Below are 12,925 nucleotides of genomic sequence, written 5' to 3'. Positions count from 1 at the left end.
CGGGTCCGGCTCAGCACCGGGGTGTTCGTGCCGACGCGGGGGCTCGTGCCGTGTCCACGCGGGTCCGGCGTCGGCTCAGCGCTGGTATCGCTCCACGAAGGCACGCAGGATCCGGGGCGCCTGGTCCACCACGGGCCCGTTGACCACGCGGTCGATCACGGCCTCGGTGTCCTGGGGTCGGAAGTAGCCGAGGTCCTTGTACGCCATGATGCGACTGACCAGGCCCTGGGGGTCCAGCTCCGGGTGGAACTGGGTGGCGTAGAGGTTGTTCTTGATGCGGTACATCTGCACTGTGCACACGGAGCCCGTGGCGAGCAGCACGGCGTGGGACGGCATCACCCGGGTGCCCTCCTTGTGGCCCACGTACGCGCTGAACTCGTGCGGCAGCCCGGCGAGCAGCGGGTCCTTCTCCCCCTCCTTGGTGAGGGTCACGGTGATGGGTCCCACGTCCTCGTGGCACGTGTGGTCCACGGTGGCGCCCTGGTGGATGCCGAGGGTTCCCACGCCGTAGCACGCGCCCAGGAATGGGAAGTCGCGGGCCACCACCTCGTCCAGCAGGGAGCTGATCCAGGTCTCCGCGGTGCGCTGCGCCTTGGACTTCTCCTCCGGCGGGTCCGACGAGTTGAACGGCGAGCCGCCCACGATGATCCCGCTGTACTCGTCCAGGTCCAGCGCGGGCCACTGCCCGGACTCCAGCCGGATGCGGGTGAGCTGGGATTCCTCGAGCCCCCCGAAGCGGGCCACGGCACGGTATTCCTCGTCCGCAATGGTGTCGTCGGCGCGCGTGGCCAGGAGCACGAAGGGTTTCATGCCCTCATGCTAGCCACCGCGCGGCAGCGCCGGGGACGACGCCACCCGGGCACCCGCCTGCACCCCGTGACCGAGGGTGCGGGCAAGCAGCTGGCCCCCGTCTACGACACGCCGATGGTCTGTCACCCGCTGTCCACGCTGCTGGTGGCCGGGGTGCGGGAGATCCTGGTGATCACCACCCCGCACGACGCCGAGCGGCTCGAGGACGGGCCACGGTTCGGCATGTGGACCACGTACGCGCAGCATCCGCGTCCGGACGGTCTCGCGCGGGCGTTGCTCCTGGGCACGGAGCACATCGGCGGCTACCGCGCCGTCGATTTTGCCTGCACTCCCTCGCCGCTGACACCTCACCGCGCGCACGTGCGCGGTCACGACGGCGGCACCACCGCGTCCCGTGGGGCGCTCAGCGCGCGGAGGCGAACTGCGCCGAGAGCCGCTGGGCGGCGTCGCGCAGGAGGGGAACGGCACGCTCGCCGAACCCCCAGTCCACCCGCGTGGTGGGACCCGAGACCGAGATGGCCGTGGGCGTGGGGGCGTTGGGCAGGACCATGGAGAAGCAGCGCACGCCGATCTCCTGCTCCTCGTCGTCCACGGCGTAGCCGCGCTCCCGGATCACCTCGAGGTCCGCGAGCAGGGACTCCACGGTGCCGTGGCTCTTCACGGTGGGGGTGGGCATGCCCATGGACGTCACGATGCTCAGAACCTGCTGCTCCGGCAGGGCTGCCAGGATCGCCTTGCCCACCCCGGTGTCGTGCATGTGGGCCCGGCGGCCCACCTCCGTGAACATCCGCATGGAGTGGGAGGACTGTGCCTGACCCACGTAGATGACCATCTGCCCGTCCAGCATCGCCATGTTCGCGGACTCCCCCAGCTCGTCCACGAGCCCCTGCAGCACGGGCTGCGCGTAGGTGCCGAGCTGCAGCCCGGCCGCGTTGCCCAGCCGGATGAGCCCCGGGCCGAGCGCGTAGCTGCGGTTAGGAAGCTGGCGCACGTAGCCCAACGGGATGAGCGTGCGCAGCAGTCGGTGGATGGTGGGCAGCGGCAGTTCGGCCCGGGAGGCGAGCTCGCTGAGCGAGGACTCTCCGCCGGAGGCGGTGATGATGCTGAGCAGGTCGAAGACCCGCTCCACGGACCGGACCCCGCCCGCGCTCCTGCCGTCCACCATGCGTGTGCTCCCTCTGCTTGCTGAGTTGGGCTGACCGCCGGGTCGGCCGGGTCACCGGCTCGCAGGGGTGCCGCGACGCCCCGGGAGATGCCCTCAAGAACCGACCGCACCGTGTGAGCCAGGACTCAATTGGCGGTTGTCATGCGTCACATTCTACGCCTACGATGCCATTAGTGGAATTATTTTTCCACCATGCGGATTTTTAATGGCGCAGCGCCCGCTGCCCTGGCACGACCGACTGCACCGACATCCAGGAGGCAACCCATGAGCATCACCCACACGACGCCCGAGAACGTGGCCGCCGCGGACCAGATCCTCTCGGACGAGGCCCTCGCGTTCGTCGAGGCCCTGCACCAGAAGTTCGGGGACCGCCGCGAGGAGCTGCTCGGCAAGCGCGAGACCGCCCGTGCCAAGGCCGCCGAGACCGGGACCATGAACTTCCTCCCCGAGACCAGTGAGGTCCGCGAGGGCGACTGGAAGGTCGCGCCGGCACCCGCCGCCCTGCAGGACCGGCGCGTGGAGATGACCGGACCGGCATCGCCCGCGAAGATGGCGATCAACGCCCTGAACTCCGGCGCCAAGGTGTGGCTCGCGGACCTCGAGGACGCCGCCTCCCCCAGCTGGGCCAACCAGGTGGATGCGATCGCCAACCTGCGCGACGCCGCCCGCGGAACCCTGGGCTTCACCTCCCCGGAGGGCAAGGAGTACAAGCTGCGCGAGGACGTGCCCCTGGCCGTGGTGGTCATGCGTCCGCGCGGCTGGCACCTGCCCGAGTACAACATCACGGTCAACGGCAAGACCGGCTCCGGCTCCCTCACGGACTTCGGGCTGCACTTCTTCCACACGGCGAAGCAGCTGATCGAGAACGGCCAGGGCCCGTACTACTACCTGCCCAAGATGGAGTCCTACCTCGAGGCTCGGCTGTGGAACGACGTGTTCACGTTCGCGGAGGAGTACCTGGGCATCGAGCACGGCACCGTCCGTGCGACCGTGCTGATCGAGACCATCCCCGCCGCGTTCCAGATGGACGAGATCCTCTACGAGCTGCGGGACCACGCCTCCGGGCTCAACGCCGGGCGCTGGGACTACCTGTTCTCCATCATCAAGTACTTCCGCGACGCCGGGGAGAAGTTCATCCTGGCAGACCGCTCCGCCGTGACCATGACCGCTCCCCTGATGCGCGCGTACACGGACCTGCTGGTGCAGACGTGCCACAAGCGCGGCGCCTTCGCGATGGGCGGCATGGCCGCGTTCATCCCCTCCCGCAAGGACGAGGAGATCAACAAGGCCGCGTTCGAGAAGGTCCGCAACGACAAGACCCGCGAGGCCGGGGACGGCTTCGACGGCTCGTGGGTGGCCCACCCTGACCTCGTGCCCGTGTGCCAGGAGGTCTTCGACGGCGTGCTCGGCGAGAAGCCCAACCAGGTGGACCACCAGCGCCCCGACGTGGACGTGACCGCCGAGATGCTGCTGAACGTGCCCTCTGCGGGGGACCAGCGCACAGAGAAGGAGCTCAACGCCAACCTGTACGTGGCCATCCGCTACGTGGCGGTGTGGCTGTCCGGCAGCGGCGCGGTGGCCATCCACAACCTCATGGAGGACGCCGCCACCGCGGAGATCTCCCGCTCGCAGATCTGGCAGCAGATCAAGAACGGCGTGGTCTACACGGACACCGGCAACACCGCCACGCGCGAGCTCGTCTCCGACGCACTGGACACTCAGCTCGAGGTGCTGCGCGGTGAGATCGACCAGGAGAACTACGAGAAGTGGTTCGTGCCCGCCGGGCGGCTCATCTCGGACATGGTGCTCAGGGAGGACTACCCGAACTTCCTCACGCTGTCCGCGTATGACCTCTTGGAAGGCAGCAAGTGACCCAACCGGCCCACGCCGCTCACGCGTCCCCCGCCACGACCGCCCCGCGCGGCGCGGCGGGGGACGCCCCCGTTCTCTCCGAGGGCTCTATGCCCCGCGCGGACCTGCGCCACGACATGCACCTGACCATCGTGACGTTCCTCCCCGGCGGGGTCATCCCCTTCGCGGAGACCCACGTGATGGAGCCCGGGCCCCACATCCTCGAGGGCCAGGCCGTGTACCGGCTCCACGAGGACTGGTGTGAGGTCCAGGAGAGCGATTTCATGTGGTCGCACGGCCATGGTGCGCGAGGCATCTTGCTGCCTGCGTTTGAGGCGCACCACGACGCGGCTTGCCGCGTGAGGAGAAACGATGACGCCCCCACGAAAAATTGCCGGTACCCCAGCCGGCGTGGCCTTTCGCATCGCCGCCGTCGTGGCGTACGGCGGGATTCGGCTGGCTGCGAGGAGAGCCTCTGCGGCAGGACGGGCAGGTTCCCCGCGCGGACCCGTTTCCAAGAATCACCCGGAGGCTTGAGGCCGCCCTCGTGGCGCTCACGTGTTCCGAGCGCGAGGTGTCTCTGGCGATCCCTGATTCCCTGGCCAGACGAGGACGGCGCCCCGGGCCGTCATGGCCTGGAGCGCCGTCGTCGCAGTTCGGAACCTCAGATCGTCTTGGCGTCGATCACGAAGCGGTAGCGGACGTCCGAGCCGACCACGCGGTCGTAGGCGTCGTTGATCTCGTCCGCCTTGATGAGCTCGATCTCCGCGGTGACGCCGTGTTCGGCACAGAAGTCCAGCATCTCCTGGGTCTCGCGGATGCCGCCGATGTTGGAGCCCGTGAGGGACTTGCGACCGCCGATGAGCGAACCCGCACTGACCTCCAGGGCCTCGGTGGGCAGACCCAGCAGCACCATGGCGCCGTGGGGGCGCAGGGTGGCCATGAACTCCTGCACGTCGATGTGCGCGGACACGGTGTTGATGATGACGTCGAACTCGCCCTTGTGCTCCTTCAGGGCCTCCGGGTCCTCCTTGCGGGCGATCCAGTTCGTGGCGCCGAATCGCCGGCCGTCCTCCTCCTTGGAGCGGGTCTGGCTGATCACGGTGACCTCGGCCCCCATGGCGGCGGCGAGCTTCACGGCCACGTGGCCCAGCCCGCCCATGCCCACCACAGCCACCTTGGAGCCCTCGGTCACGCCCCAGGTGCGCAACGGGGAGTAGGTGGTGATGCCCGCGCACAGCAGCGGCGTGGTGGCCGCCGGGTCGAGGCTCTCGGGGATGTGGAGGGCGAACGCCTCGGAGACGATGATCTCGGTGGAGTACCCGCCGTCGGTGGGGCGGCCGTCGAAACGGTCCTTGCCGTTGTAGGTGCCCACGGCCTGGGGGCAGTTGTTCTCCTCGCCCTTCAGGCACCACTCGCACTCGCGGCACGAGTCCACCAGGCAGCCCACTCCGGCGCGCTCCCCCACGGTGAACTTCCGCACCTCGGAACCGACCTCGGTGACGCGGCCGATGATCTCGTGTCCCGGAACCATGGGGAACTCGATGGGCCCCCACTCCTCGCGCACGGTGTGGATGTCCGAGTGGCAGATCCCGGCGAACTCGATCTCGATGCGGATGTCGTCCGGGCGCAGGTCCCGCCGCTCGACGGTCCCCTTCTCGAGCGGGGCACCGGAGGCAACGGCCTGATAGGCAGCAACGTTGGTAGTCATGGCGGGTGACTGTAGTCCCTCGGTGCTCCGGTGTCACACTGGAGCACCGAGGAATACTCACGGGCCCGGTGGGTTTGTTACTGATAAGTATAAGTACCCGACGCGACTTCCAGGAGATCCCATGTCCCGCATTGTCAACGCACTGCAGTCACTGAGCGCGCCCGCTCCCAAGCCCACCACTGCGCAGAACGTCGCCCGCCTGGGGCTCGGGGCGTTCATGTCCACCGCGGGGATCTCCCACCTGACCTTTGCCCGCGAGGACTTCCAGGCACAGGTTCCCGACTGGTTCCCTGTGGACAAAGACACGGTGGTGCTCGCCTCCGGGGTGATGGAGATTGCGTTCGGTGCGGCACTGTTCGCACTGCCGAAGCGGCGCGCCGCCGTGGGCGCCGGGCTGGCCGCGTTCTACGCCGCGATCTTCCCCGGCAACATCAGCCAGTACGCCGAACGGCACGACGCCTTCGGCCTGGACACCGATGGCAGGCGACTGGCCCGCCTGTTTGGGCAGCCGGCCCTGATCGCGGCAGCCCTGTTGGCCGGAGGCTTCCCCCGCAAGTAGTCGGAAGCCCGGGACGCGAGCCGGCCTCACCGCCCGAACCGGAAACCCTTGAGGTCCTTCGGCAGAGGGCTCGTGTACGCGCGGACCTTGGAGGTCCTCAGCCGCAGCCGCACGAGCGACTGCGCCACGCTGACCGCGGCAGCCACGCCATCCACCACGGGCACGCCGCACCGCTGGTGCACGACGCCCTCAAGGGCGGCCATCCCGCCGCAGCCAAGGACAGCCACCTCGGCGCGGTCCTGTTCGACGGCCCGCTGCGCCTCAGCCACGATCGTCTCGACCGCCGCGTTCTCATCCCGCTCCAGGTCCGGCACGGAGGTGCTCGACGCCCGCACGGACGCGCAGCGCTCCATCAGCCCGGCCAGCCGCAACCGGTCCTCGATCAGCGGCACGGTGCGGCCCAGGGTGCTCACTCCCGGTGTCGCTGCGCCCCACGAAGGTGGCGATGTAAGCGGCCGCCTCGGGATGTCCACGACGGGCTGGTCGAGGAGCTCCTGCAGACCTTCCCGCCGGTGCTCGCCGAACCTGGCCTGGATCACGGGGTTGAAGGGTTGGTCACAGGTCAGCACCGCGTCCATCACTCCCACCGCGGCCAGGTAGGACTGCACGTTCCCTTCGCACGACGGCGCGCCGAATGTGGGCGTGAGCCCCACGATCTCCACGCCGGGCTCGGCCACGGCGCGCGGGGCCTCCGCAATGGACTCGGTCACGGACGGTGTGGCGTTCACGTTGACGGTCAGGATGCGCCTGGTGGGTCCTTCGGGTGGCCGGGGATCGGGTGGCACGACGACGCCGGGCTCCACCCTGCGGGGCGAGCGGGAGGCAGCCCGCGGCGGCGTCGTCGGCCGCGATCTCGTGCGAGACGCAGGGTCGGTGCGAAGTGGCGGCCACGGTGGCCTCACCGTGCTGGTCGGTGTACTCGAGCTCGCGCTCGGCGGTGACGAGGTAGCCCAGGGCGCCCAGGCCGGCCCCGATGAACCACGAGAACGCGCTGGTGGCCTGAAGACGGGCAGCAGGGCGAGCGCCAGAGAGACCGGTGCTGCGGGGATGAACGCCCCGATTGCCCGGGGGTCACGCCGCCGCGGTAGACGTACTCGCCGTGGTGGGTGTCCGTGGAGGCCCCGGGGCACGTTCACGCTGGAGCGGCGGATCAGCCGGTAGTCCACCATGCTGATCCCAAAGAGCGACCCGAGCAGCGGCGCCCAACCCACCCAGGAAGCACACGATCACCACGGGCGAGGTGTAGAGGTTCCACGGCAGGATCAGCAGCGCCAGGGACGCGAGCACCTGCAGCGCGCCCGCACCCAGGACCGCGAGCACCTGCCACGCACCGAGTCCGAGGGCGAAGAGGCCGATGGCGAAGCCGTAGTTGCCCGGAGAGTGCAGGTCGTTGCCCCTCATGGTGAAGATGCTCTGCGCGCTCCATGTGCGCCCGTAACGGCTGGTGGGTGCGAGGTCCACGTTGTAGAGCCTCTCGCTCGTGCCCGAGCGCGGCTCGTGGGCGACGTCGGGCGGTGCGTGCGGGCGCCCGGGCTCGGGGCGACCGGCCGCCTGCTCCGTGGTGCGGGGGAAGTCCTGGAGGAAACCGTGAGAGGACGTCGCCCCGTCCAGCTCTCAAATCCCACACCAAGGGTTGACGCGCATCACATCGGTCGATAATTTTTCATTCATCAGAACTCAAATTCCATATCATGGAATCAAAGCGAAAAACGGGCGGCCGCGCCACCGCCCCGGAGAGGGCCCACCGTGCGGTACACCGTGAACGCCTCGATCATGCTGACCGACCTGCCCGTGCTGGAGCGCCCCGCCGCCGTGGCGCGTGCAGGCTTCTCCGCGGTCGAGTTCTGGTGGCCGTTCCCCGCCACCACCCCGTCCGAGAGGGAGATCGAGGACTTCGCCCGGTCGCTGGAGGACGCGAACGTCCAGCTCACGGGCCTGAACTTCTTTGCCGGGGACATGCCTGCCGGTGAGCGGGGAGTCCTCTCCCACCCCACGCGCACGGATGAGTTCCGGCGAGGCGTGGACTCCCTGGTACGCGTGGCCCAGGCCACGGGCTGCCGGGCCTTCAACGCCCTCCACGGCAACCGCCTGCCGGACGTGCCCGTGGCCGACCAGGACGACGCCGCCGTCGAGAACCTCCGGTACGCCGCGGACGCGGTGGCGGTCTTCGGCGGGACGGTCCTGGTGGAACCGCTCTCCGGCGCCTCGACGTATCCTCTGCGCACCGCCGCGGACGTCATGGCCGTGCTCGACCGCGTGGACTGCCCGAACGTGAAGCTGCTCGCGGACTCCTACCACCTGGCGGTCAACGGGGAGGACGTCGAGGCCCTGATCGAACGGCACGCCGCGGAGTTCGGGCACATCCAGCTCGCGGATGCGCCCGGCCGCCACGAGCCGGGCACGGGCGATCTGCCGCTGCTCCGGTGGGTGGCCCGGGCCCACGAGCGCGGCTACCACGGACCGGTGGCGCTGGAGTACGTCCCCTCCCAGGACGACCCCTTCGCGTGGCTCCCCCGCGACCGGCGCGCGTGAGGCCGCACGCCTGTTCGGCACACCGACACCGCACAGCTGCGCACCGCGCGGCCGGGCCCCGAGCGGGCGGCGTCGTGCTGGAATGGTCCTGGAACCGGACATCCGCAGAAGGAGGACACCGTGCGCGTCGTCGTGGCACCGGACAAGTTCAAGGGGTCGGTGACCGCCCACGAGGCGGCGGCCGAGCTTGCGGCGGGCATTGCCGAGGTGCGCCCGGACGCCGTCGTGGAGGTTCTGCCGGTCGCCGACGGCGGGGAGGGGACGCTCGACGCCGCCCTGGACGCGGGCTTCGAGCGCCACGACCTCACCGTCACCGGACCCGCGGGAAGTCCCGTCCCCGCCGCGTGGGGTCGACGCGGGGACGAGGCCGTGGTGGAGATGTCCTTGGCCTCGGGCCTCGCTGTCCTCCCCATCCAGGACGGCCGCCCCGTGCTCGCACCCCGCACCGCCACGAGCCGCGGCACGGGCGAGCTCGTGGCCGCCGCGCTCGATGCCGGCTGCACCCGCGTGCTGCTCGGCGTGGGCGGCAGCGCGACCACTGACGGCGGCGCGGGGATGCTCGCCGCGCTGGGGCTGCGCCTGCTGGACCTGGACGGCCGCGACCTGCCCCCTGGCGGCGCGGCGCTCGCGGGGTTGCATCGCGTGGACGCCTCACAGCTGCACCCGCGTATCCGGGACGCAGAGTTCGTGCTCGCCGCGGACGTCGACAACCCGCTGCTCGGCCCGCGCGGAGCCGCCGCGGTCTTCGGCCCCCAGAAGGGCGCCTCCAAGCAGGACGTCTCGGATCTCGACGCCGCCCTGGCCGTGTTCCGCGACCGCCTCGCGGACGCGCTCGGCGAACCGGCCCGCCAGGCCGCGGACGCACCCGGCGCGGGGGCTGCGGGCGGCGTCGGCTACGCGGCACTCGCGGTGCTGGGCGCGGAACGCAGGCCGGGGATCGACGTCGTGCTGGACCTCGTGGGGCTCGACGTCGCCGTGGCCGGCGCGGACCTGCTGCTCACCGGCGAGGGCAGCCTGGACGAGCAGAGTCTCGGCGGGAAGACGCCGCTGGGCGTGCTGCACGTGGGGCGGCGCCACGGCGTGCCCGTGGTGGCCGTGTGCGGACGCACCACCCTGGATGCCGCGACACTTCGCGAGGCGGGGTTCGCCGCCGTCCACGAACTGCGCGCGCTTGCAGCGGACCCAGAAACGTCGATGCGAGGGGCACCTCGCCTGCTCCGTGAGGTCGGTCGCCGCATCGCCTCGCAGTGACGGAGCCTTCCACTTCCACGGGCACTCGAGGACGAGCCGCCCCTCACGCACCGCACCGCCCGGCCACGAGCGCCGGAACGCGCCAGCGGAAGGGCACCCCTTCCACGAATGCCTCCCCGCAGCACGGTTCACGTCAGAGGAAGACCCCGGAGTCCACCCGGGACAAGACCCCCCCCAGCCCGGGGCGGCCGCAGACCCCGAGGTCGACGAGGAGCGCGCAAAGAAGCGGGTGCGGGCCACGGCGGACCAGGCGCATGCCCCTGAACTCCGTGACCGCCACCGTGAACGTGCCCGCCCTGGAGTACGAGCGGCTGTTCACGGCGCAGAACGCGTTCGTGGACATCGGCTTCCGGGGCGGCGCCGTCCCCGGCAACAAGGAAGGACCTGCGCCCCCGCACGATGACGGCGTGTCCGGCTTCAAGTGCTTCCTGCTGCACTCCGGGGGTGGAGGAGTTCCCCCACCTGGAGGCGGACGAGATGGCGGAGGCGCTCGCGGAGAACGTCGGGCGCACCCGCTGGACCGGTGGGCGCTCGCACATCCTGCACCCGTCCTCCTCGGACGCGATCCCCATGATCCGCTCCGCGAAGAACGACGGCCTGGACATCACCGTGGAGACCCGCCACCACTACCTCACACTGCTCGCGGAGGAGATCCCGGACGGCGCCACTGCGGGCAAGTGCTGCCCACCCGTGCGCGAAGTCTCCACCCGGGAGATGCTGTGGAGGGGCTGGTGAACGGCACCGTCGACGACATCGTCTCGGACCGCTCCCCCTCCACGCTCGAGCTCAAGGACCAGGGCAACGGGGACTTCGAGGTCGCGTGGGGCGGGGTGTCCTCGCTGCAGCTGGGGGTGTCCCTGATCTGGACCGAGGCACGACGCGGACATGGCCGTCTTCGCCCCGGACGAGGGCCACGTGGTGGACGCCGAGCGACTGAACCACGAGAACCCCATCACCCCCACCAGGGCACGGTGCTCTCCGGGAAGGTCCGCAAGACCTTCGTGGGCGGGCACGAGGCGGACTACGAGACACCCACCGGCCGCCTGATCTCGCGCGGCCAGGCCTGACGACGACCTGCCCCACCTTTGTGACGGCGGGACACCGCACCGTCTGCCCGCCGTGCTGATCGTGCGTTCAGGACGACGGCGCTATCTGGCCTGCCAGGGGGTCACGAAGTCATTCGCGGGTCGTCCCTCGACCGCCGCGAGCAGCTCCGCGGCCTGTGCGCCGTCGATCTCCTCGCGGATGATGTCGGCGTGCCCCGCGTGCCGGGCGAACTCCTCCACATGGTGGACGTAGAGGTATCGCAACTTCGCCGGGCGTGCTTCAGTCATGCCCACCCAGGGCATGGGGCCCACTGGCAGCTCCGCGTCGAGCTCACCGTCACGGCACATCCTCATGTATTCGCCACGAACCTCGTCGAAGGTCTCCAGCAGCGTCACGATGTCCTCGTCGTCCGACGGCGTGAAGCTCGCGAAGAACGCCTCGAACGGCTGGTCGTGCTCGTGGCGTCCCGCCCCGGAGAGCGACTGCTTCATGCAGTAGACGACGTGCTTGGTGATCCCACTGATGCTCAAGGTGCTGCGCCGGGGAGCGCGACGAGCCTGGTCGTCGTCGAGACCGTAGGAGCTGGCTCGGATGGCATCGAGCTGAACGTCCAGGTAGTTGCAGAGCGTGGCACGCTCGTTGTCGATCTGGGGCAGGTACACGATGATGTCCTCTCGGGGTCAGCGGGCGCTGTCACGACCATGACACCAGGCCCTGCGGACAGCTTCGGTCCGCTGCCTCCGCGAGAATGCAGACATGGCCGAAACCACTCAGCGCGTCCTTCGCCTGCTCGGGCTGCTGGAAGCTCGCACCACCTGGCAGGCGCACGAACTCGCCACCCGTCTGGAAGTGACGGAGCGCACCGTACGGAGGGATGTGACCAGGCTGCGGCAGCTGGGCTACCCGGTGGAAGCCGCACGAGGTCTGGACGGCGGGTACCGCCTGGGTGCCGGGCGCCGCCTCCCACCCCTGCTGCTCGATGACGACGAAGCAGTCGCCCTGGTTGCCTGCCTCCGCATGGGCGCGCTCTCTGGCACAGATGACGTGGGAGAAGCCGCTCTGCGCGCGCTGACGAAGCTTGACCAGCTTCTGCCTCCGCGACTGCACTCACTCGTCGCAGCCGTCGACGGGGCTACTCGAGCTCTCCCGCGCAACAGACCTGCCGTTGATCTCCACCTGCTGCAGCAACTGGCGACGGCACAGCGTGACCACATGTTGGTGCGTTTCGACTACCGCAAGCCCACCGGGGAGGTCAGCTCCCGGGAGGTGGAGCCGGTGCGACTCATGACCCCGGGGGGAGCACTGGTATTTGCAGGGTTTCGACCGCGTGCGGGACGACTGGCGGGTGTTCCGCCTGGACCGGGTGACCAACCTCCGCGCCACGACCTGGCAGTTCGCGGTTCGTGAGGCGCCGCCGCTGGACTTCCGCCGTGATCTTGCCAGCCGCTACCCGTGCCGTGTCCGCGTGGAGATGGGCGTCGATGTGGAGAAAGCCACCGTCCGGATACCGGCCCCCTATCGGAGCCATCTGGAACCCACTGCTCGCGGCTGCCGTTTCCTGGTGGGCGCACCCGATTGGGACGACCTCGCATGGCACGTCCTGTGGGTCAGCCGAGACCTCAAAGCTCCTGTGACAGTCCTGGACGGGGCAGATGCGGATCCGTTCCGGGAGGCCATGGCACGCATCTCAGACCACGCGCGAGAGGCGAGTTAGGGGGTGCCGGCCGGGGCTGATCGCCGCGGGCGGTGTGAGGTCGATGGTTTGGGGCCCTCCGGTTGAGTTTCTCATCAGTCCAGGCGGACAGCGCTCAAGCAGAAGAGGTGACCCATCGGGTCGAGCATGACGCGCCACGGTTCGGGTGAGGGCTGGAAGGGGGCTTGACCCTTGATCTTGGACACGCGGAATCCAGCACGATGCTGGGAGAAGCGAGAATCCAAGGATGGCCAGGAAGAACTACACCGACGAGTTCCGTCGCCGGGCGGTGGACTTGTACGAGTC

At 69.7% G+C, this 12,925-nt stretch carries 12 protein-coding genes and 3 pseudogenes; 9 read left to right on the top strand and 6 right to left on the bottom strand.

Annotation, left to right across the window (positions count from 1 at the left end):
- Positions 1-75: 75 nt before the first annotated feature.
- Positions 76-810, bottom strand: coding sequence for a glutamine amidotransferase (locus ABD264_RS05520; protein WP_303106657.1), 735 nt, complete (start codon positions 808-810; stop codon positions 76-78).
- Positions 811-816: 6 nt separating this feature from the next.
- Here ABD264_RS05520 and ABD264_RS05515 point away from each other — a divergent pair.
- A pseudogene (locus ABD264_RS05515) lies at positions 817-1,107 on the top strand (sugar phosphate nucleotidyltransferase); the annotation flags it as partial.
- A gap of 106 nt (positions 1,108-1,213) precedes the next feature.
- Here ABD264_RS05515 and ABD264_RS05510 read toward each other — a convergent pair.
- Positions 1,214-1,975, bottom strand: a complete 762-nt coding sequence (locus ABD264_RS05510) for an IclR family transcriptional regulator (protein WP_414672749.1) — start codon at positions 1,973-1,975, stop codon at positions 1,214-1,216.
- Positions 1,976-2,239: 264 nt separating this feature from the next.
- Here ABD264_RS05510 and aceB point away from each other — a divergent pair, with 264 nt between their 5' ends.
- Positions 2,240-3,847: a malate synthase A gene (aceB, locus tag ABD264_RS05505; protein WP_303106658.1), complete on the top strand. Its 1,608-nt coding sequence runs from the start codon at positions 2,240-2,242 to the stop codon at positions 3,845-3,847.
- Positions 3,848-3,945: 98 nt separating this feature from the next.
- A pseudogene (locus ABD264_RS05500) lies at positions 3,946-4,116 on the top strand ((S)-ureidoglycine aminohydrolase); the annotation flags it as partial.
- A 374-nt stretch (positions 4,117-4,490) separates the two neighbouring features.
- Here ABD264_RS05500 and ABD264_RS05495 read toward each other — a convergent pair.
- The gene (locus ABD264_RS05495) at positions 4,491-5,537 is read right to left on the bottom strand and encodes an NAD(P)-dependent alcohol dehydrogenase (RefSeq protein WP_144943367.1); all 1,047 of its coding nucleotides are present in this window, start codon (positions 5,535-5,537) and stop codon (positions 4,491-4,493) included.
- A gap of 121 nt (positions 5,538-5,658) precedes the next feature.
- Between ABD264_RS05495 and ABD264_RS05490 the strand changes: the two genes are divergently transcribed.
- Positions 5,659-6,096, top strand: coding sequence for a DoxX family protein (locus ABD264_RS05490; RefSeq protein WP_303106660.1), 438 nt, complete (start codon positions 5,659-5,661; stop codon positions 6,094-6,096).
- 26 nt (positions 6,097-6,122) lie between these two features.
- Here the strand turns inward: ABD264_RS05490 and ABD264_RS05485 are convergent, their stop codons facing one another.
- Positions 6,123-6,881, bottom strand: coding sequence for an aspartate/glutamate racemase family protein (locus ABD264_RS05485; protein WP_425554289.1), 759 nt, complete (start codon positions 6,879-6,881; stop codon positions 6,123-6,125).
- Between the two features lie 286 nt (positions 6,882-7,167).
- Positions 7,168-7,557, bottom strand: a complete 390-nt coding sequence (locus tag ABD264_RS05480; protein WP_303106664.1) for a hypothetical protein — start codon at positions 7,555-7,557, stop codon at positions 7,168-7,170.
- Positions 7,558-7,842: 285 nt separating this feature from the next.
- On the opposite strand from ABD264_RS05480, the gene ABD264_RS05475 reads away from it, so the two are divergent.
- From ABD264_RS05475 to ABD264_RS05465, 3 genes and pseudogenes are all read left to right on the top strand, one after another.
- Positions 7,843-8,628 (top strand): hydroxypyruvate isomerase family protein, encoded by a 786-nt coding sequence (locus ABD264_RS05475; RefSeq protein ID WP_303106665.1) that lies wholly within the window; start codon positions 7,843-7,845, stop codon positions 8,626-8,628.
- A 120-nt stretch (positions 8,629-8,748) separates the two neighbouring features.
- Positions 8,749-9,879, top strand: a complete 1,131-nt coding sequence (locus ABD264_RS05470; protein WP_303106667.1) for a glycerate kinase — start codon at positions 8,749-8,751, stop codon at positions 9,877-9,879.
- A gap of 179 nt (positions 9,880-10,058) precedes the next feature.
- Positions 10,059-10,946: pseudogene (locus ABD264_RS05465) on the top strand (amidohydrolase family protein); the annotation flags it as partial.
- A gap of 81 nt (positions 10,947-11,027) precedes the next feature.
- Here the strand turns inward: ABD264_RS05465 and ABD264_RS05460 are convergent.
- Positions 11,028-11,588 (bottom strand): mycothiol transferase, encoded by a 561-nt coding sequence (locus ABD264_RS05460; RefSeq protein WP_144943373.1) that lies wholly within the window; start codon positions 11,586-11,588, stop codon positions 11,028-11,030.
- Between the two features lie 94 nt (positions 11,589-11,682).
- Between ABD264_RS05460 and ABD264_RS05455 the strand changes: the two genes are divergently transcribed.
- Together ABD264_RS05455 and ABD264_RS05450 are read left to right on the top strand one after the other, a co-directional pair.
- The gene (locus tag ABD264_RS05455; RefSeq protein WP_303106668.1) at positions 11,683-12,333 is read left to right on the top strand and encodes a helix-turn-helix transcriptional regulator; all 651 of its coding nucleotides are present in this window, start codon (positions 11,683-11,685) and stop codon (positions 12,331-12,333) included.
- Positions 12,254-12,640, top strand: a complete 387-nt coding sequence (locus ABD264_RS05450) for a WYL domain-containing protein (RefSeq protein ID WP_344204849.1) — start codon at positions 12,254-12,256, stop codon at positions 12,638-12,640. The genes ABD264_RS05455 and ABD264_RS05450 overlap by 80 nt, the downstream gene beginning before the upstream one ends.
- Positions 12,641-12,925 lie beyond the last annotated feature (285 nt).

The sequence above is a fragment of the Kocuria salsicia genome (assembly GCF_039532055.1).
Classification (GTDB): domain Bacteria; phylum Actinomycetota; class Actinomycetes; order Actinomycetales; family Micrococcaceae; genus Kocuria; species Kocuria salsicia.
The sequence above is the reverse complement of the archived record's forward strand: the minus strand, read 5'-3'. Positions and strand labels throughout refer to the sequence as shown.

Bases quoted from the DNA above. Each gene is read 5' to 3' on its own strand.
- ABD264_RS05455 (WP_303106668.1), top strand. From the start codon at position 11,683: ATGGCCGAAACCACTCAGCGCGTCCTTCGCCTGCTCGGGCTGCTGGAA.
- ABD264_RS05495 (WP_144943367.1), bottom strand. From the start codon at position 5,537: ATGACTACCAACGTTGCTGCCTATCAGGCCGTTGCCTCCGGTGCCCCG.
- ABD264_RS05510 (WP_414672749.1), bottom strand. From the start codon at position 1,975: ATGGTGGACGGCAGGAGCGCGGGCGGGGTCCGGTCCGTGGAGCGGGTC.
- ABD264_RS05520 (WP_303106657.1), bottom strand. From the start codon at position 810: ATGAAACCCTTCGTGCTCCTGGCCACGCGCGCCGACGACACCATTGCG.
- aceB (WP_303106658.1), top strand. From the start codon at position 2,240: ATGAGCATCACCCACACGACGCCCGAGAACGTGGCCGCCGCGGACCAG.
- ABD264_RS05490 (WP_303106660.1), top strand. From the start codon at position 5,659: ATGTCCCGCATTGTCAACGCACTGCAGTCACTGAGCGCGCCCGCTCCC.